The organism is Duganella sp. CF517, from assembly GCF_900110275.1.
Taxonomy (GTDB): Bacteria; Pseudomonadota; Gammaproteobacteria; order Burkholderiales; family Burkholderiaceae_D; genus Rugamonas.
The window spans coordinates 357,381-376,498 of record NZ_FODC01000005.1; the positions used below are offsets into that span (position 1 = coordinate 357,381).

Here is a 19,118-nt window from a genome sequence, read left to right on the forward strand (position 1 = left end):
ACAAATGAACGAAGACATCCTGATCAACATCACCCCGCAGGAAACGCGGGTCGCCCTGATTTTGCAAGGCGCCGTGCAAGAGCTGCACATCGAACGCACGCTCACGCGCGGCCTGGCCGGCAATGTCTATTCCGGCAAGGTGGTGCGGGTGCTGCCCGGCATGCAATCGGCCTTCATCGACATCGGCCTCGAACGCGCCGCCTTCCTGCACGTGGCCGACATCTGGGAGGCGCGCCCGCACGACGGCGGCCAGAACGCCGCCCCCACCCCGATCGAGAAAATCCTGTTCGACGGCCAGGTGCTGACGGTGCAGGTCATCAAGGACCCGATCGGCACCAAGGGCGCGCGCCTGTCGACGCAGATCTCCATCGCCGGCCGCATGCTGGTGTACCTGCCGCAGGACGCCCACATCGGCATCTCGCAGAAGATCGAAAAGGAAGCGGAGCGCGAGGCGCTGCGCACGCGGCTCCAATCCCTGCTGCCGGCCGACGAAAAAGGCGGCTACATCGTGCGCACGCAAGCCGAGGACGCGTCGGACTCGGACATCGCCGCCGACGTCGAATACCTGCGCAAGACCTGGGGCGCGATCATGCTGGGCGCGAAAACCAAACCCGCCACCACCCTGCTGCACCAGGATTTGAGCCTGGCGCAACGCGTGCTGCGCGACTTCGTCCACGACGACACGGCCACCATCCAGGTCGACTCGCGCGAGAACCATCTGAACCTGGTCGAATTCGGCAAGGCCTACACGCCCGGCGTGCTGCCACGCCTGCAGCACTACACCGGCGAGCGGCCGCTGTTCGACCTGTATGGCGTCGAGGAGGAGATCCTGCGCGCGCTGGGCCGGCGCGTCGACCTCAAATCGGGCGGCTACCTGATCGTCGACCAGACCGAGGCGATGACCACCATCGACGTCAACACCGGCGGCTTTGTCGGCGGGCGCAATTTCGCCGACACCATCTTCAAGACCAACCTGGAGGCGGCGCACGCGATCGCGCGCCAGCTACGCCTGCGCAACCTGGGCGGCATCATCATCCTCGACTTCATCGACATGGAGAACAACGAGCATCGCAACGCCGTGCTGCAGGAGCTGAAAAAGACCTTGTCGCGCGACCGCACCAAGGTGTCGGTGTCGAACTTCTCGGCGCTGGGACTGGTGGAGATGACCCGCAAGCGCACGCGCGAATCGCTGGCGCACATCCTGTGCGAACCCTGCCCGGCCTGCGCCGGCAAGGGGCAAGTGAAAACCTCGCGCACCATCTGCTACGAGATCCTGCGCGAACTGCTGCGCGAAGCCAAGCAGTTCAACCCGCGCGAATTCCGCATCCTCGCGTCGCAGGAAGTGGTCGACATGTTCCTCGAGGAGGAGTCGCAGCATCTGGCGATGCTGGGGGATTTCATCGGCAAGAAGATCTCATTGCAGGTGGAAACGGCCTACCACCAGGAGCAATACGACGTGATTTTAATGTGAGGATTTATCCTTTAGAATCAACTTCTTACGCTTTAGAAAAAGTATCTCTAAGCCTTAGCTACGCAGCTAGCTACACATGTCTCATGCAGCTCCAACTTGTAAATACCCCTACCTTAAGGTATCAAAGAGTAGCAGGGTTGTATATTTCCAATCCACATATCGCCTTGCCTCGCTCAGGTTCTTAGAGATTTCAGCACCACGTTCTCGTGTCGCTCCACGATGCCTGGCTGGGGGACTTAAGGGGCGAGCGGAAAGGGGGCGATGTAGTAGCTCAAATTTGATCTGATATCGATGTCAGATGGGTTTAAGACTGTTTGATTGCGTTGGCCATCTGTACTAGCTCCGGATCCAGCCCAAGCGCCTCGCCGAGCAGTCCAAGGTTTTGCGCGAGCCACGGCGTGAAATCCCGAGCCTCAGATAACCACACAGTTCGAGCATCAACATGTTCAAGCTTTCCTGGTGAAATTGTCATTAAATCCTTTGTGTGTGTGGAGGTAGTTATTTGCCGGAGCGAACAAGATTCATGTGTGTTGTATGGCGATCTCAAGCTATGGCGGCATTTAAAGTAGCTTCATTTGGCTGACGTTGCTTCTATTCCATACTGAGGTGAAGAACCCGCTGAGTATCGAAAACACGCGGTTAACGACAGCCAGCGCTGAGCGAATCGAATGAATCGTGGGCTAGAATTTTGTCACAAACTCCCTCAACGTCGGGAGCAGATCTTGGTCTACAAGTCGAGTCTCGATGGCATTTGCCTTCTTCACATGTTCTGGGTCAGTCACATCGAACCTATCAGTCACCGTTACGATCAAAGTTCCTTGTTGTTTTTTGCCTTTTCCGTCCGTGATGGGAATTACATGGGCCGCTTCCGGGACTTGTTTTGCGTTTACCTCAAACGGGAGATAAATCATCCATCCCGGCGGGCGGTCAGGGAATATTCGGCGTTTGCTGTATCCGCTGGGTACCACTTTTACTAATATAGGATTCCATATAGTGATCACAGCTTTTACGAGTGTAACTACATTCCTATAGTCGATAAATTCGGTAACCCCGTCGGCGCTAAAATCCAGATCTGATGGAATGCGGCTGGTATTATAGGTCGCGGTGTATACTATCGCGCCCTGGTCATCCTTACCATTCCAGACCCCCAATGTACGAAGATCAGTTGCGCGATTGCCCTTGTCAGCCTTCGCTAGCGCGAGTGCGGCTGGGCTGACGCCACTGGAGGTAAATGCCTGGTTTAACAAGGAATTGGCTTCCGTGTCCGCAGGCGGGAACCAATCGTTGATCGGTTGGCCCAATGTTTCCAGAGATTTGGCGAGTTTCCACAGATCATTGTACTGGTTGTCCAAGGATGGAAGACTGGTGCCAGTCCTGATGTTTGCGCTAACAGCGAGATAGGAACTCATGGAGTCAAGTGTGTAACAATGGGCAGTAAGGATAAACTGAACGATTCAGTACAGTAAAGATAGCATTTCGGTTCCATAAAATGCCAGTGTAATTGGGCTGGTGACGCAGCCTCAACAACGGCACATGCCGCCGGCCCTCCAAATCGCCCGAACGGGACAGGCGCTTCGCCTTCGTCGACCTGTCCCTTTACACTGATGCGGTATCAGGACATGCGCGCGCGCGCCTTGCGGCGCAGCGCCCCGCCCAGCATGCCCAAGCCCAGCAAGTACATCGCCGCCACGCCCGGCTCGGGTACTGGACTGACAGTCTGCCGCGCGATGAACGACAGGTTATCCGCGTAGCCATCGTTGTCGCCCGAAACGAGACGCTCCATCGACAGCCAGAACGATAGCTTGCTGGTACCGGCAGGCATGATTCCCGAGGATTCCCGGTAGTACAGGCCGGTCTGGTTGCCGCGATCCTGCGCGGTGACGGGACCGATCGCGGCGCTTCCTATCTCATTGTTCCCCGCATCGAGAAACTGCACATAGAACAGCGCGTTATCGCCCTGGTCGGCCCAGCCGCCGAGCCAGCCGCTCAGGGAATAGGACGTGTTCTGGGCCGTCGGCATGCCGAAGTCCAGCGTTTGCGACCCCACGGCATACTGCCCGAGGCCGGCGAACATCTTGGTTCCGCGATCGACCGGGCCGGGCTGGGTGGGCAGCACCCAGTTGTTGCCATAGTCCACCGACTGCACCATGTTGTAAGCCGAATAACCGGTCCAGCCGCTTACGCCCGCTTCCGCGTCGCCGTTGACAACCAGGTTCTGACCGTAGGTGACGGCAGCGTTGCCGCTGCATGCCACGGCGAACAAGGCCGCGGCAACGAAAAATCTGCATTTCATGAATAGCTCCTTGTAAAGTTAAACGACGCGGTACTGGTCGAGTTGCGCGGCCCCGTGCATCGCCGGGTCGCTGATCGACGGCAAGCCGTTTTCCAGATGGCCGGCGAAGCGGCGCAGCCAGCCCGGCAGGCCAGCCACGCGCACGCTGTAGTCATACCAGTTGGAACTCGATGCCAGCGGCAGCCGGACGGTGCTCTTCGAGCGCGCGACGACGCGCACTTGCAACGGCTTGTTGGCGTAATACTTGTTGGCGGTGAGTTCGAAGGTGCAGGGCTGGGCGCCATTGTTGACCAGGTCGATGAGCAGCTCGCCGGCGCTGCGCTCGGCGCGGATGCTGATCTCCGGCCATGCGGCGTTGCCGGCGGCGCGCGCGTCGCCGACGATGTGGCGATGGAAGCCGTTCGGTCCCAGTATCCAAAGATCGTAGGCGGCCGCGGTGTTCCAGCGGCCTGCCAGCTGTTTGCCCGGTTCGACCGTATAGCGGCGCGGGACCTGCTCCAACGCCAGGCGGTCGTACACGTGGAACACCGCGCCGGCCTCGCCCAGGTTGTCGAACCGGAGCTCCACCTGGCCGCCGCCCGCTGGCACCTGCGCCTGCACCTGGAGTTCATAGGGCAGCGCGCGCGCCGGACGCACGCCGGCGGCCTGGACGGGCGCCGACAGCGTGGCCGGTGTCGCGGGCACCTTGGTGTTCGGCAGGCTCAGCGCCATCGAACGGCGCGCGGCCGTTTCCGGCAGCAGTTGCTTGAAGCCGTTGTCGTTCGGGTTGGCGAAGTCGAAGCAGGACAGCAGGTTGCCGCTCACCGCGCGGCGCCATGGGCTGATCAGCGGCTCGCGCACGCCGAAACGCGCCTCGATGAAACGCACCACCGAGGTGTGGTCGAACACCTGCGAATTGACCCAGCCGCCCTTGGTCCACGGCGAGATGACATACATCGGCACGCGCGGCCCGAGGCCGTAGGGGCGATGGAGGGTGCGGGCATCGGCGCCGTTGAGCACGTGATGGTACTCGCCGGTCGTATCGACGGTCGACGCGCCGGCCAGCTGCGATTGCGCCGGATTGCCGCCGTAGCTGGTGTACGCCGGGACCGCCGGCGGCGGCATGTGGTCGAAGAAGCCGTCGTTCTCGTCGAAGTTGATCAGCAGGACCGTCTTGCTCCAGCTGTCCGGATTGGCGGTCAGGGCGTCCAGCACGCGCGCGATGTAGTCGGCGCCCGACGCCGGACTCGACGGTCCCGGATGTTCGGAGCCTTCGGCGGTGGCGACCACCCAGCTGACCTGCGGCAGGCGGTTGGCAAGCACGTCGGCCTTGAGCAGGTCGAGGTCGCGCGTCGTGGTGCCGCGGTCGCGCAGCGCTTGCGAATAGCCCGGCCGGCGATACCATGCGTTGCGGAAAGAGCGGAATCCGGCCAGCGAGTTGTCGGTGAAGTTGTCCGCCATGTTCTGGTACACCTGCCAGCTGACGCCCGCCGCCTCGAGCCGCTCCGGATAGGTGGTCCACAGGTAGTCGGTGGACATGTCCGGATTGAAGTCGTCGCGGCTGTTGTCGGTCGACGGGCCGCCCGCCGCCGCCAGCGGATCGTTGTGACCGCTGAACAGGAACAGCCGGTTGGTGTTGGTGCCGGTCTGGGTGGCGCAGTGGTAGTGGTCGCAAATGGTGAAGGCGCGCGCGAGCGCGAACTGGAACGGAATGTCGGCGTCGGCGTAATAGCCCATCGAGTGGTTCTGCTTGACCGCGCACCAGTCGTTCATGCGTCCGTGGTCCCACGCCAGCTGGGCGTCGAGCCAGCTATGTGGCGTGCCGGCCACGCGCATGACGGGAAAGTCCTGCACCGTGTTGAGCCGGAACGGCGCGATGGCGCGGCCCTGCGGCCAGTTGGGCCGTCCGGGCACCGGCGCGCCGCCGGCGGAACTCTGCACGAACACCGATTTGCGGTTGAACAGATTTTGCCGGTCCATCACCGGAATCGGGAACGGATCGCCGAATCCCCTCACCCCTTCCAGGGTGCCGAAGTAATGGTCGAAACTGCGGTTCTCCTGCGTCAGCACGACGATATGCTCGACATCCTGCAGGCTGCGGGTGCGCTGGTTGGCCGGCAGGGCCAGCGCTTTTTGGATCGAGGGCGGAAAGGTCGCCAGCACGGCGCTGGCGCCGGCCGACTTGCCCATCGTGCGGAGGAAGTCACGGCGGCTCATGCGGACACCTGTGTGCGGGCGGGCGCGAATCTGAAGATATGCATTTGATTGATCCAGGTCGATTGTCGGGGAAACACGAAAACGGAGGTCATGCAAGCCGAGAGCTTACGCACCAACGATGAAAAGTTGATGACATGCCATGCATTTATCGCACTTTTCTTATTTCGGTAACAATCCCGCCAAGCGCCGCCGATCGGAACCGGCAAGTAACTTTCTTTACGGCACGCATGCTAGACTAGGCGTCATCGACCGGCCCGGGAACCTGTTCATGAGCGCGCTTAAACACCTGTTGTTCGCATGTTTGCCCATCCTTGGCGCGGCACAAAGCGCCACGGCCGCCGAGCGCCTGGCCGTGGGGGCGCGCTTCGACCGGATTTTCGAACAAGGCGCCGACGGCCAGTGGCGGGGCTTGGGCGTCGACGTGCTGCGCACGCTGGCCGCGCGCGCGGGCGACACGGTACGCTTCGGCATCTATCCGTGGGCGCGCGCGCAAGCCATGGTGCAACGGGCCCAGGCCGACATCCTGATCGGCCCCTACAAATCGCCCGAACGGGACAAACAGTACGCCTTCGTCGAACTGCCCTTCTACCGCGACCGCATGGTGTTCTACACGCGCAACGGCGCCAACCCGCCCTGGCGCGGCGAGTTCGGCCCGATCGCCGCCACCCGCATCGCCGCCGTGCGCGGCTGGCACTACGGCGCCCGCTTCGATCAGGCCCGGCCCCGGCTCAACATCAGCGAAGTCAATCAGCTGGAACACGGCGTGCAAATGCTGATGCACGGCCGCGTCGACCTTCTGGCGACCAATGAGCGCAACAACGCCGCGCTGATCGGCACACTGCGCGACAGCGGGCGCCTCGCCGCCCTGTGTCCCGCCATCGCGCAACTGGACGGCTATCTCGCCTTCCCGCGCGGCGCCGGGTTCGCCGCCGCGCGCGACCAGTACAGCGCCCTGTTCACCGAGATGGTGCGCTCGGGCGAATTCGCCCGCCTGGCGGCCAGGCACGGCGTGCTGGCGCCGGCCGGCGCGGCCGCCGATGGCCGTTCGAGGGAGGCCGGCGCCAGCGCCGCCGCGTACAATAAGCCGTGCCCCGCCGCTCCGTCCAATCCGCCCTGACCCGTTTCGAGGAGACTCGCCCCGCCATGTCGACGCCACGCCACCGCCTGTCGCTGCTACTGAGCCTGATCGGCGTGTCGGCGTGCGCGGCCGCCGCGCCGGCGGCGCCGCCAGCCAAATTCGCACCGATTCCGGTGCTGTCGATCTTCCGTCCGGTGCAGCCGAACGGCTCGGCCGACGACGCCCTCGCCAGCGGCCGGGTGGTGCCCGGCCACTACCGCATGGCCGCGCCGGCGAGCAAACGCTGGCGCATCGCCTTCCTGTTCCCGCACCTGAAAGACCCGTACTGGGGCGGCTGCGCCTACGGCGTCGTCAGCGAAGCCAAGCGGCTGGGCGTAGCGGTCGACATCCTGCCGGCGCAGGGCTACAACGACCTGGCCGGCCAGCTGCGCGAGATGGAGCGCGCCATCGCCGGCAAGTACGACGCCATCGTGCTGTCGCCGATCGGCATGACGGCCAACAACGCCTCGATCGCCAAGGCGCGCGCGGCCGGCATTCCGGTCATCGAGCTGGCCAACGACAGCCGCAGCGACGACCTGGCGCTCAAGGTCACCAGCTCGCTGCGCGGCATGGGCCTCGAGGCCACGCGCTGGGTGGTGCGCGACGCGCAACGGCGCGGCCTCAAATCGATCAACATCGCGCTGCTGCCCGGACCGATGGGCGCGGGCTGGGTCAAGGGCGAGGTCGACGGCACCCGCATCGCGGCGCAGGACGCCGCCATCGCGGTCAACATCCTCGACATCCGCTACGGCGACAGCGACTTCGCCGGCCAGCGGCGGCTGGCGGCCGAGCTGCTGGCCAGGCATGGCGCGCGGCTCGACTACCTGCTCGGCTGCACCGGCTGCGCGCCGGCCGCGCTCGAGCCGCTCAGGCAGGCCGGCTTGAGCGGCAAGGTGCGGCTGGTCGCCTACGACCTCACCGGCGAGATCGCGCGGCTGATACGCACGGGCGACATCGACGCGGCGGCCGACACCAAGGGCGTGAGCCAAACCCGGGTCGCCATCAACGCCGCCGTCAACCTGCTCGAACGGCGCGGCAACGAGGCGCCGCACACGATCCTGGTCGAACTGGGCATGGTCGACCGCCTCAACTTCGCCACCTATCCGCTCGATACCTCGATCGCGCCGGCCGGCTACAAGACCGTGCTGTCGTACGATCCGGCGCGCAAATAGACGCCGCGCCGCGCGCGTTTTCTTCTTCTTGGGCTCGCTTGAACTTCTGCGGCCACCGGCTATATTGTCATCTAGCCATCGCCTGATTGCCCACGGGCCAGACGGCGCCATCCGCCACCATCCGGAGAAGATCATGCCACTGCAGCACTACGGCGTCCTCAAGGGCCGTCCGATCAACCGCCAGCTCGGCTCCAGCCAAAACGCCCACTACCAGGTCCATGTCGTCGACGACACCACCGACTACCGGATCGCCGTCAACGTCAAATCGCAGCTGGCGCCGTCCGAGGTCGAATACGTGGTCGACCCGCACTTCGACCATCCGCTGCTGGCGCACCTCGACGAGCTGCCGGTCGGCTGGTCGCCGCTGCCGTCCAAGCCGGCCGGCGCGGCGCTCGATTTCATCCGGGGCAACCTGTTCGATCCGCGCCAGATGGTGCCGCTGCCGCTGAGCATCAACGGTCCCGACAACGACCTCAACGACAAGATCGACCAGCACATCCAGCGCGCCATGGGCGACGAGCACGCGCTGCTGTACGCCTTCGGCGAACGCTGGGGGCCGGAGGCCGGCAAGAAGGACAAGATCTTCGGTTTCCTGCCGGGTAACGGCGTGCACGACATCCACATGAACCAGGCCAACGCCGCCGACTTCAAAAAGGACGACGGCGTCTACCAGGACGGCGGGCTGCTGCTGCACTTCCCCGACCAGAACCAATGGGTCGCCATCTTCCTCAAATTCCAGTCGCAGACCTGGCACAGCGACGACCAGACCGGCCACCGCATCGAGGGCGGCGTCAGCGGACCGCCGGGCGACCAGCCCAACCCGCCGGACCCGTTCGAGCCGGGCGGCCTGCCGACGCCGGAGGCGCCCGACGGCGCGCTGCGCATCGTCGCCGCGCTGGTCAATCCGGTGCGCTCGCCGGAGATCGAAACCGTCACCCTGCTCAACCTGACGCCGCAGGCGGTCGACCTGGCCGGCTGGAAGCTGCTCGACCGCGACAAGCACGCCATGCCGCTGGCCGGCACCGTCGCCGCCGGCGAGACCGTGCGCGTGACTTTGGCGGCGCCGGTGGTGCTGCCCAACAAGGGCGGCATCATCACGCTGCTCAACGCGGACGGACTGCGCGTCGATGGCGTCAGCTACACCAAGGCGCAGGCGTCCAATCCCGGCTACTCGCTGAAATTCTAGGCCGCGCGGGGACGCCATGCGCGCACAACGCACCGACGGCGGCCTGCACGTGCAGGCGATCGCCGGCAGCCATGTCGTGATGTTCGGCTTCGACTGGCCGGCCGCGCGCGCCGGCCAGCTGCAGGGCTTCGCCTTGCACCGCACCGACCACGGCACCGGCCGCGCCGGCTGGCTCGACAGCCAGAAGCGCTATCTGTCCACCGACCCCGGCACCGCGACCGGCGCCAGGGTGTCGACGCGCCAGCACCCGCTGCAAACCTTCCAGTGGGCCGACTACACGGCGCGGCCGGACGTCGACTACACCTACCGCGTCGTCGCGCTGGGCGGCACGCCGGCCGCGCTGGAGCCGCTGGCCGAGGCGCAGGTCGCGGTGCGCACCGTCACGCGCACGGCGTCCGGCCACGCCGTGCACTTCAACCGGGGCGCGGTGGCGGCGCAGGAGTACGCGCGCCGCTTCAACAACCGCGCACCCGAGGATGTGCCCAACGGCCAGGCCTTCGATTGGCTCGGCAGGGGCCTGCCGGAGGCGCTGCTGGCCTTCATCGCCCGGGCCGGGGCCGGCGACGCGCTGCACGTGGCGATCTACGAGGCGCGGCACGCGCCGGTGCTCGAAGCGCTGCGCCAGGCGCGCGGGCGCGGCGCCGAGGTGCGCCTGGTCTACGACGCCAAGCAAAACGGCGACGCCGACAGCCCGGCCTTCCCGCGCGAGGACAACCGCGACCAGATCGACGCCGCGCAACTGGCCGACGTGGCGATCGCGCGCGAACAAAATCCCAGCTACATCGCGCATAACAAATTCCTGGTGCTGTCGAAAGGCGGCGCGCCGGCGGCGGTGTGGAGCGGCTCGCTCAATTGGTCGCAGAATGGCTTCTTCGGCCAGCTCAACGCCGGACACGAAGTATGGGACGCCGGCGTGGCGGGTCAGTTCCTGCGCTACTGGCAGCTGCTGGCGGCCGATCCCGGCGGCGCCGACCTGCGCGCCGACATCGTCGCCGCCTTCCCCCTGCCGGCGCCGTGGCCCGACGGCTGCACGCCGGTGTTCAGTCCGCGCCAGCAGCGCGACGCGCTGGACCGCTACATCGGCGAAATCGCCAATGCCGACGCGGTGCTGCTCACCCTGGCGTTTTCGATCGACGCGCAACTGGGCGAGGCGCTGACGCCGGAACACGCCGGCCTGCGCCTTGTGCTAATGGACGGTTTGAAGGGCAACAAAACCCAGGTCGACAAGCTCGAACAAACCGTCCGCCAGATCCGCGCCACGGAAGCCGGACGGGTGGCGATCGGCGCCTATCTCAGGACCAACGCGCTGGACCAGTTCCTGCTCGAACGCAGCAACGCGATGGCCAAGCACGTGCAGTTCGTCCACACCAAATTCATGCTGGTCGATCCGCTCGGCGCGCGGCCGCTGGTGATCACCGGCTCGGCCAACTTCAGCGTCGCCTCCAGCAAGCAGAATGACGAGAACATGCTGGTGATCGCCGGCGACGACGACGTCGCCGACATCTACCTGGGCGAGTTCATGCGCTCGTACACCCATTACGCGTTCCGCGACGCCGTCAAGTCGGCGGCGTTGTCGGGCGCGCCGTTCGAGGTCAAACCGTTGAACGAGGACCGCAGCTGGGCCGCCGCCTACTTCGCGCCCGGCTTCAGGAACCGTCAACGCCGCTATTTTTCCCGCAGCACCGTGTAACCACCACCGAAGGAGTCGCATCATGAGTGAATTGAGCACCACCCCGAGCACCAATCCGCACAACGCGAAATACCCGGAGATCATCACCGAAACGGAAACCGACGAACGCGTCGAAAGCACCGAGGAACAAAAGCTGGTCTACGAGTCCGGCGCGCCGAGGGGGACCTCCGTCATCAAGAAGGTCACGATCTCCAAGATCAAGATCCGCACCACCACGCCGTATCTCGGCACGGTGTGACGATCGCTGGCGCCGGCCGAAGATGAACCTCCGCCAGGACTTTACGCAGCCGGTGGCGGCCGCGCTGCGCGACCATGGAATCGTCGTGGTGGCCGGCGCGCGCGGCCTCGGCGCCGGCGCCACGGTGCGGGCGGCGCTCGCCACCTTGCCCGGCGCGGCGCCGTGGGAGCTGGACGGCGACGGCCACACCCACGGCTACCTGGCCGGCTTCGAGCCGTTCGTGCTGCGGCTGCTGGACGACGCGGCGGCCAACCGCCCGGCGCTGGCCGCCCGGCATGAACAAAGCCTCAAGCGCGTCTGGCCCTGGCGGCCTTGCGCGGCGTTCAAGATGCCGCGCGACCTGACCGGCACCGCGCCGCGCGAGGAACGCACCCGGTTTTACCACTATGAATATCAAAACAAGCTGCTGGTCGGCGTCGCCGAATTCGTCGGCGACGCGCTGGCCGCTTCCCCCTTCCCTGTGTCGCTGGTGATCGACAACGCCGAGCGCATGTCCCCGACATCCAGGCACCTGCTGGACATCCTGCGGCGGCTGCCGGGACTATCGGGCAAGCTGCGCTTCGTCCTGTTGGACCGCAGCGCCACCGGGCTGACCGGCGACCTGCCGACGGTCGTGCTGGCGCCACTCGGCCGCGCCGAATTCGAACTGGCGGCCGACGTCGGCCACCTGCCGCCGGCGCGGCGCGACGCGGTCTACCTGCAATCGGGCGGCAATCCGGCAATCTGCAAAACGCTGGCAACTTGCCTGGGCAAGGACCTGGGCACGACGGCCGCCCTGCCCGTCGCCACCGTCGTCGATTTGTATCTCGGCACGCTCGACGGCGAGCGGCGGGCCGCGCTGGCCGCCGATTTCGTCGCCGCCGCCGGCCGCGGCGATCTTATCGCCGAACGCAACGCCGCCGCCATGCCGGACGCCCTGATGGACGATCTGCATCACGCGCGGCACATGGCCGCGCTGGAGCGCCACCTGCGCGGCGCCGGTCCGCTGGTGCTGGTCCACGCGCTGGCGATCCGGGACCCGATGCGCCGCCTGCAGGCGCTGGTCGAACCGTGCGACGTCCTGATGGGCATCGGCTTGTACGACACCTGGTTCGAGTTCTTCGCGGCGCTGTTCTCGGCGCGTCCGCAGCGCCGCCGGCAAGCCGGCAACGACGCCGTCGACGGCCTGTTCATCAACGCCGCCTTCGTGCTGTACTCGATGGGCTACACCGCCGCCGCGCTGTCGTTCCTCAACGAGTTCCTGGAAGCGTCGCCGGACAGCCGCTTCGTGCCCACCGCCTTGTACGCGCAATCGATGACGTACGGGCGCTATCAGATCCCGGTCGACCTGCCGGCCGCCGAGGACTGCGCCGTGCGCAACCTGCGCCTCATCGACGAGAAATTCCCCGACCATCCGCGCCACACCTACATCAAGGTCTTCGCGGAGAACGCCTACGCCTACATCAAGGCGCGCCAGGGCAAGTTCGACGAGGCGCTGGCGCTGTGCGAGCAGGGCATCGCCGACATCGTGGACGAATACGGCGCGGACCAGTTCCAGCTGCACCGCTCGATCCTGATCTACAACACCAGCCAGGTCTACGAACTGGTGAACGACACGGCGCGCGCCGAGCGGCGCCTGCGCGACGCCATCGCCTGCGACCCGTTCTATGCCGAATACTATAACGACCTTGGCAATCTGCTGTCGCGCCTCGACGGCCGCGAGGAGGAGGCGCTGGCCGCCTACGCCAAGGCGATCGCGCTGTCGCCGCCGTACTACGAGGCGCATCTGAACCGTGGCATGCTGCGCGCGCAGCGCGGCGACCAAAACGGCGCGCGCGCCGACTTCGAGCGCGCGCTGGCCATCAAGCCGACGGAATGGCGCGCCATGCGCGAGCTGGGCAACCTGCGGCTGGCGGCGGACGACGCGGCCGGCGCGCTGGCCGCCTACGACCTGGCGCTGCGCCACGAGGAACGCGACGCCGACCTGCACGCCAACGCCGCGCTGGCCGCGTCGGCGCTGGGCGACAGCGCACGCGCCATCGGCCACGGACAGGCCGCCGTCGCCATCCATCCCCGCCACGCCGCCGCCCACAACAATCTGGCGGCCGAATTGCTGGCGCTGGGGCGGCACGACGAGGCGCTGCGCCATATCCGCCTGGCGGTCGACTGCGACCCCGATCCGCAGTATCGCGAGAACGAGGCCGCCATCGAGGTCGCCCGCGTTATGTCGGCAGCTTCGCCACCACCTTGATCTCGAACTGGAAACCGGCCAGCCACGTCACGCCGACGACGGTGGCGGTCGGGAACGGCGCCTGGCCCCAGTACTCGGGCGCCACCTCGTTCCATACCATCTCGAACACCTGGTCCGGATCGATCATGAAGATGGTGACATCGGCCACGTCGTCGAAGCCGCAGCCGGCGGCGGCCAGGATCGCGTTCAGGTTCTGGAACGCCAGCCGCACCTGCGCCTTCAGATCCGGCTCCGGCGAGCCGTCCTCGCGGCTGCCGACCTGTCCCGACACGAACAACAGGCCGCCGGCGCGCACGGCCGGCGAGTAGCGGTGCTTTTCGTACAGCGCATGGCGGTTGGGCGGAAAAACGACGTCACGGGTTGTCATGGCTAACTCCTTATATATGCAGAAGAATCCAGTCTACTTGCAATCAAAGCCCAGATAAACGCCAAAAATATCCCATCACTATTTGTATAATCCAAACAATTAATGGATCGGGAGACGATATGGACAGGTTCGATGCGATGACGGCGTTCGTCCGGGTGGTGGAGGCGGGCAGTTTCACAAAGGCGGCCGAGACGCTCCACATCAGCCGCACCAGCGCCACCCAGCTGGTGCAGCAGCTCGAGGCGCGCCTGCGCGTCAAACTGCTCAACCGCACCACGCGCAAGGTCAACGTGACGGCCGACGGCGCCGCCTACTACGAGCGCGTGGTGCGCCTGCTTGCGGATCTGGACGATACCGAGTCCGGGCTGTCGAATGCGTCGGCGCAGCCCAAGGGCAAGCTCAAGATCGACGTGCCCAGTCCGCTGGCGCGCATGATCCTGATGCCGGCGCTGCCGGCGTTCCACGCCCGCTATCCGGATCTGCAAATCGACATGGGCGTCAGCGACCGCACGATCGACCTGATCGGCGAGAGCGTCGATTGCGTGATCCGCGGCGGCGCGCTGCGCGACCTGTCGCTCAAGGCGCGCCACGTCGGCGACCTGCAGCTGGGCGTGTACGCGGCGCCCGCGTACCTGGCGCGCCACGCCGCGCCCGCCCATCCTAGCGAGCTCGAGCATGGCGCGCACCGCGTGGTCGGCTTTTTATGGGGCCGCACCGGCAAGACCTATCCGCTGCTGTTGCGCCGCGACGACGAGACGGTCGCCATCGAGGCGCGCTACGTGGTCGCCGTCGACGACGGCAACGCCTATCTGGCGGCCGGCCTGGCCGGCATGGGCGTGCTGTGGCTGCCGCGCTATATGGCGAAGCCGCACGTGGCCAGCGGCGAACTGCTGCCGCTGCTGGAGGACTGGCGCCTGCCCCCCATGCCGCTGCACGTGGCCTATCCGCAGAACCGCTATGTCAGCACCCGGCTGCGCGTGTTCATCGACTGGGTGGCCGATTTGATGAAGGAACACGCGCCCATCGAAGGCCGGTGAATCCCGACGAAAAAGCCGATGAGGGCCTCCCGGATTGTGATAACGTTGTCGAACAAATTACAATTAAAGGAGACAGTATGCGCAACAGCATCACCCTGAAAAGTTGTATCGCCTTTTGCCTGGTCCTGGCCGGACCGTTCGCACTGGCCGAGGCGCACCTGCCCGCGCCCATGCCCACACCGGCCGTCGGCGACTCCTGGACCTACCAATACACGGACGTCTGGAAAGGCGTCAAAGGCAACGTCAACAAGATGGAGGTCACCGCCATCGACAACGCCGGCGTGCACGTCGAGGTGCGCCGGGCGTCCAGCAACGCGCTGGTGACCAAGCAGCTCTTCAGCGCCGAAATGAACCCGGTCGACCGTGGCGCGATGCATTTCTCGCCGTCGTTCGCGCGCTACGCGTTCCCGCTCACCCCCGGCAAGGAATGGAGCACCGAGGTCACCGGCGACAATCCGAAACAGGGCAAGCACTGGCGCTACACCATCAAGGGCAAGGTGCTGGACTGGGAAAAAATCAAGGCGCCGGCCGGCGAGTTCGACGCCATCAAGGTGGTGGTCGAGGCGCTCTACCGCGGCGACGAAACCAACAGCAACGGCGGCAACGGCCAGTTGACCGAGACGGTCTGGTTCGCCCCGGAACTGAACAACTTCGTCAAGCTCGATTACCGCGACACCGACTGGCAAGGCCGCATTTTCAACCGCGACAGCTGGGAGTTGACCTCCTACGTGCGCGCCAAGTAGCGGCATAGGCAGGCGCCGTGGCCACGCGATCCCCTCCCGCGACGCCCGCCGACCCGCATAGCGACGGCCGGCTGCGCGCGCGTCCGGCGTTGCGGCCGCTGGCGCTGCTGGAGCAAGCACCGCCGGCGCCGCTGCCGCCCGGCCGCCACACGCTGGCCTTCGCCAACGGCCGCCAGGCCGTGCTGCACGTGCCGGCGCCGGCCGACGGCGCACCCGCGCGCCCGCTGCAACTGATCGTGCTGCTGCACGGCGTGCGCCAACTGCTCGGCGGCGCCGACGACAGCGCCATCGAGCACGCGCGGCGCCATGGCGCGCTGCTGCTGATACCGCGCTCGCTGACCGACAGCTGGGACGTGATCCGCGGCGGCTACGGCCCCGACCTGGCCTTCCTCGACCGCGTGCTGGCGTGGACCATGCGGCGCTACAGCGTCGACCCGGACGCGCTGGTGATCGGCGGCTTTTCCGACGGCGCTTCGTACGCGCTGTCGGTCGGCTTGATGAACGGAGATTTATTCAGCGATATCGTGGCGTTCTCGCCCGGCTTCATGAAGCCGATGCGGCGCGTCGGGCGGCCGCGCGTGTTCGTCGCCCACGGCAGCGGCGACGAGGTGCTGCCGGTCACGCAGGGACGCGCGATCGCCCTGCAGCTGGCGCGCGAGCACTATGCGGTCCACTACGAGGAGTTCGACGGCCCGCACGTGGTGCCGGCGCCGGTCGCGCGCGCGGCGCTGCGCCGGATCGCCGGACGCTGAGGCTTACTTAGAAATGCGCAGGATGGCGCTGGCCAGCTTGGAGAAGCATGGCGTCAGGTCGGCCTGCGTGGCGGCGTAGCAGTACACGCCGATCGGCTTGGCGGCGTTGAAGCAGCGGCTCGGCGCGTCGGTGGCGTTGGCCATGCACTTGAGCGTGTCCTCGCCCTTTTCGCCATCGGCGCCGCTGCCGGCCTTCAGCGCCGAGCCCAGTCCGAGCGTGAAGACGAAGATCCCTTCGTCGCGCGACTTGGCGGCCATCGCCTCGACCAGGTTGCGCGCGGCGCGGTTGACGTTGCGGTAGGTGATGGCGTTGGTCACCACGCGCGGCGAATTGGTCACGACCGGGAACTCGTACGTCGTCTTCGGGTCGTTGGACTGTTCATAGGTGACGTGCGCATTGTAGAAGGCCGGCAGCGCGGAGGCGCGGTTCTTCAGATAAGTGCCGTTGTACTCGGTCTCCGGGGTGCAACCGTCGCCGACGTCGTCGGACTGCTGGTCGAGTTTGTACAGCCCGCCCGGCTCGCCGCTGCCGTCGTCGTCGGTGGTGACGGTGCCGGGTTTCTTACAGACGCCGTTGTTCCACGTCAGATAGGTGCCGAACGAGTTGGGCGCGCCGTCGGAGAAGAACACGATCACGCGCAGATTGGAGCGGTTCAGGTTGGCCGTCGGCACGCTGTTGATCATTCTGCGCGCCTCGTACATGCCCTCGGGCGAGGCGGTCGAGCCGGTGAACGCATAGCCCTTGATGTGGGTGGTCATGCTGGTGCGGTCGAACCCGCGCGCGATCGGCCGGATTTGATCGTCGATCACGGCGCCATAGGAAAAATGCAGCAGTCCGACGCGGTCGCGCTCCGAATTGAATTGCTTGAGGAAGGTGATGGCCGAACTGCGCACGGTGGCCGCCTGGCCGCTGAGCGAACCGGAGATGTCGAGCGTGACGACCATGTCGAGGTCCTTGCGCTTGGTTTCGGTCATCACGCTGGGCGACAGCGGGCCGGACACCACACCGCCCATCAACACGCTCGGCATGGTGGCCGATGCGCTGACGTTGACCGTCACCTCGCCACCGTTGAAGCTCACCTGCGTTTCGTTGAGCGTCGGCGTCGACAGCAAATAGTTGGCCGGGAAATTGGCGTTGAAAAACCGCGTCGCCGCCGCGCGGGCGTTGGCCGTCTGCGTGGCCTGGTCGCCGCCGATGCTGGTGGCGCGCGCGGCGGCCAGGCTGGCGGCGTCGGTGGCCGCGTTGAGCTTGGACTTGATCATGTAGCTCAGGCCGGCGCTGAGGACCAGCCCGACGGCCGCGATCAGCACCGTCACGCAGATCGCCAGCAGCACCGTCACCATGCCGCGTTGTTGGGGTTTGGGGAAGCGTCTCATCAGAACACCGTCATCGAGTAAAGATCGGGGCCGATGGTCGAGGTCGACACCGAGCCGAGGGAGAATGGCGCGAACACCATGTTGAATTTGTAGAACGTCTCGACCACGTAGATCACTTCGCCGTCGGCCAGCGCGCCGCTCATCAGCGCTACCGCCGGCGCGTTGGCGCCGGTCGGCACCACGCAGGTGCCGGCCACGGCGCCGGCCCAGCTGCCGCAGGTCCAGATCTTGCTGGCGGGCGCGTAGCCGCTGACGCGGAAGCCGCGGTTGTTGACCGAGTCGTCCCAGCGGTACTGCTCGAGCACGATGCTGCGCGTGACGCCGTTGCTGGCCAGTCCCATGATGCGGGTCACATAGATCATGCCGCGCTCGTTCATCTCCAGCGGCGAGCCCGACGCGGCCACCTGGCCGATGATGACCTGCGCGTTCTCCGACAATTGCAGCTTGCCGCGCGAGGCCAGGTTGGCGCCTTCGCGGCTCAGGTTAATCAGGATCATGTTGGCCTGCACGCCGCGGGCGATGTCGACCAGCGCGACGACCAGCAGCAGCAACAGCGGCAGCCACAGCGCGAACTCGACGGCGGCCAGTCCGCCGGCGCGGCGGCGCCGCCGCGGCAAGGATTGGTGGGGTGGCATGCGGCGCCTCATTGGTAGGTCTCGTTGCGCATCGTCGTCGCCACGGAAAAATGCAATACGCCGCCCTGGAACATCGCGCCGATGATCGGCGTGACGATCTTCCAGCTGCAATCGAGGCGGATGACGACCACGTCGTCCGGGCCGCCGAACATCGTCGCCGAATAGGCGTTGGCGGTGGCGTAGGTGGTGTTGTTGACCGTGATCACCGGGTTGACCGAATCGTACATGCCCACCGAATTGTCCTTGATCGACTGGATGATGGCCAAATAGCGCTGGCGGTTGCTGGCGGCCGGGTCGCGGTCGCTCTGGCCGGTGATGGCGTAGCGCGAACCCTCGCGCACCGCGTACTGCATCGTCAGCGACGTGAAGAAGATGATGCTGAACTCGAACACGGCCATGAGCAGCAAAAACAACACCGGCGCGATAAACGCCATTTCGACCGCTGCCGAGCCCTTCTGGCGTGCGCGCGGGAATCTGGATACAGTCATAACAAGGCTTCCGTGAGGCGGACAGCAGGGGGACAGGCAAGAGCGCACGCGGCGCGGCACTGCGGTGGAGGCGATTGCGGCCGCTTGCGCGCCGACGCCGGCGCCACTGGATCGGGGTGGCGATGA

17 protein-coding genes are annotated in these 19,118 nt (G+C 65.9%); 10 read left to right on the forward strand and 7 right to left on the reverse strand.

From position 1 onward, the window contains the following. Positions 1 to 4 precede the first annotated feature (4 nt). A complete protein-coding gene (rng, locus tag BMX85_RS20935; protein WP_090323218.1) occupies positions 5 to 1,471 on the forward strand; it encodes a ribonuclease G in 1,467 nt (488 codons plus the stop codon). Between the two features lie 680 nt (positions 1,472 to 2,151). Here the strand turns inward: rng and BMX85_RS20940 are convergent. The 3 genes from BMX85_RS20940 to BMX85_RS20950 form a co-directional block, all read right to left on the reverse strand. Then, positions 2,152 to 2,880 (reverse strand): Imm52 family immunity protein, encoded by a 729-nt coding sequence (locus BMX85_RS20940; RefSeq protein ID WP_090323221.1) that lies wholly within the window; start codon positions 2,878 to 2,880, stop codon positions 2,152 to 2,154. 203 nt (positions 2,881 to 3,083) lie between these two features. Continuing rightward, positions 3,084 to 3,764, reverse strand: coding sequence for a PEP-CTERM sorting domain-containing protein (locus tag BMX85_RS20945; protein ID WP_090323225.1), 681 nt, complete (start codon positions 3,762 to 3,764; stop codon positions 3,084 to 3,086). Positions 3,765 to 3,782: 18 nt separating this feature from the next. After that, a complete protein-coding gene (locus BMX85_RS20950) occupies positions 3,783 to 5,960 on the reverse strand; it encodes a phosphocholine-specific phospholipase C (protein WP_090323227.1) in 2,178 nt (725 codons plus the stop codon). A 268-nt stretch (positions 5,961 to 6,228) separates the two neighbouring features. Between BMX85_RS20950 and BMX85_RS20955 the strand changes: the two genes are divergently transcribed. The 6 genes from BMX85_RS20955 to BMX85_RS20980 all read left to right on the forward strand — a co-directional run bounded on the left by BMX85_RS20955 (position 6,229) and on the right by BMX85_RS20980 (position 13,593). After that, on the forward strand, positions 6,229 to 7,077 hold the full coding sequence (locus tag BMX85_RS20955) for a substrate-binding periplasmic protein (RefSeq protein WP_177196837.1): 849 nt from the start codon (positions 6,229 to 6,231) through the stop codon (positions 7,075 to 7,077). A gap of 26 nt (positions 7,078 to 7,103) precedes the next feature. Then, positions 7,104 to 8,249 (forward strand): TMAO reductase system periplasmic protein TorT, encoded by a 1,146-nt coding sequence (gene torT, locus BMX85_RS20960; RefSeq protein WP_090323232.1) that lies wholly within the window; start codon positions 7,104 to 7,106, stop codon positions 8,247 to 8,249. Between the two features lie 133 nt (positions 8,250 to 8,382). Then, positions 8,383 to 9,435 (forward strand): DUF2278 family protein, encoded by a 1,053-nt coding sequence (locus BMX85_RS20965; RefSeq protein WP_090323234.1) that lies wholly within the window; start codon positions 8,383 to 8,385, stop codon positions 9,433 to 9,435. Positions 9,436 to 9,451: 16 nt separating this feature from the next. Continuing rightward, entirely contained in the window at positions 9,452 to 11,125 is a 1,674-nt protein-coding gene (locus BMX85_RS20970) for a phospholipase D-like domain-containing protein (protein WP_090323237.1), read from the forward strand. 22 nt (positions 11,126 to 11,147) lie between these two features. Further along, positions 11,148 to 11,363 carry a hypothetical protein gene (locus BMX85_RS20975; protein ID WP_143068040.1) on the forward strand — a complete coding sequence of 72 codons (216 nt, stop codon included), beginning with the start codon at positions 11,148 to 11,150 and terminating at the stop codon, positions 11,361 to 11,363. 22 nt (positions 11,364 to 11,385) lie between these two features. Then, the gene (locus tag BMX85_RS20980) at positions 11,386 to 13,593 is read left to right on the forward strand and encodes a tetratricopeptide repeat protein (RefSeq protein ID WP_090323242.1); all 2,208 of its coding nucleotides are present in this window, start codon (positions 11,386 to 11,388) and stop codon (positions 13,591 to 13,593) included. Here the strand turns inward: BMX85_RS20980 and BMX85_RS20985 are convergent. Continuing rightward, the gene (locus BMX85_RS20985) at positions 13,565 to 13,960 is read right to left on the reverse strand and encodes a RidA family protein (RefSeq protein WP_090323245.1); all 396 of its coding nucleotides are present in this window, start codon (positions 13,958 to 13,960) and stop codon (positions 13,565 to 13,567) included. The two genes, BMX85_RS20980 and BMX85_RS20985, sit on opposite strands and share 29 nt — an antisense overlap. 119 nt (positions 13,961 to 14,079) lie before the next feature. Between BMX85_RS20985 and BMX85_RS20990 the strand changes: the two genes are divergently transcribed. The 3 genes from BMX85_RS20990 to BMX85_RS21000 all read left to right on the forward strand — a co-directional run bounded on the left by BMX85_RS20990 (position 14,080) and on the right by BMX85_RS21000 (position 16,492). Continuing rightward, the gene (locus tag BMX85_RS20990; RefSeq protein ID WP_090323248.1) at positions 14,080 to 14,997 is read left to right on the forward strand and encodes a LysR family transcriptional regulator; all 918 of its coding nucleotides are present in this window, start codon (positions 14,080 to 14,082) and stop codon (positions 14,995 to 14,997) included. Positions 14,998 to 15,074: 77 nt separating this feature from the next. Next, positions 15,075 to 15,740: a DUF3108 domain-containing protein gene (locus BMX85_RS20995; protein WP_090323250.1), complete on the forward strand. Its 666-nt coding sequence runs from the start codon at positions 15,075 to 15,077 to the stop codon at positions 15,738 to 15,740. 17 nt (positions 15,741 to 15,757) lie between these two features. Further along, complete coding sequence (locus BMX85_RS21000) at positions 15,758 to 16,492, forward strand: alpha/beta hydrolase (RefSeq protein ID WP_090323253.1); 735 nt, start codon at positions 15,758 to 15,760, stop codon at positions 16,490 to 16,492. A gap of 3 nt (positions 16,493 to 16,495) precedes the next feature. On the opposite strand, the gene BMX85_RS21005 is transcribed toward BMX85_RS21000, so the two are convergent. From BMX85_RS21005 to BMX85_RS21015, 3 genes are read right to left on the reverse strand one after another with little or no spacing between them, the layout of a single operon-like run. After that, positions 16,496 to 17,869: a vWA domain-containing protein gene (locus tag BMX85_RS21005; RefSeq protein WP_090323256.1), complete on the reverse strand. Its 1,374-nt coding sequence runs from the start codon at positions 17,867 to 17,869 to the stop codon at positions 16,496 to 16,498. After that, complete coding sequence (locus BMX85_RS21010) at positions 17,869 to 18,504, reverse strand: TadE/TadG family type IV pilus assembly protein (protein WP_229210594.1); 636 nt, start codon at positions 18,502 to 18,504, stop codon at positions 17,869 to 17,871. The genes BMX85_RS21005 and BMX85_RS21010 overlap by 1 nt, the downstream gene beginning before the upstream one ends. An 8-nt stretch (positions 18,505 to 18,512) precedes the next feature. Beyond that, complete coding sequence (locus BMX85_RS21015) at positions 18,513 to 18,992, reverse strand: TadE/TadG family type IV pilus assembly protein (protein WP_090323262.1); 480 nt, start codon at positions 18,990 to 18,992, stop codon at positions 18,513 to 18,515. Positions 18,993 to 19,118 lie beyond the last annotated feature (126 nt).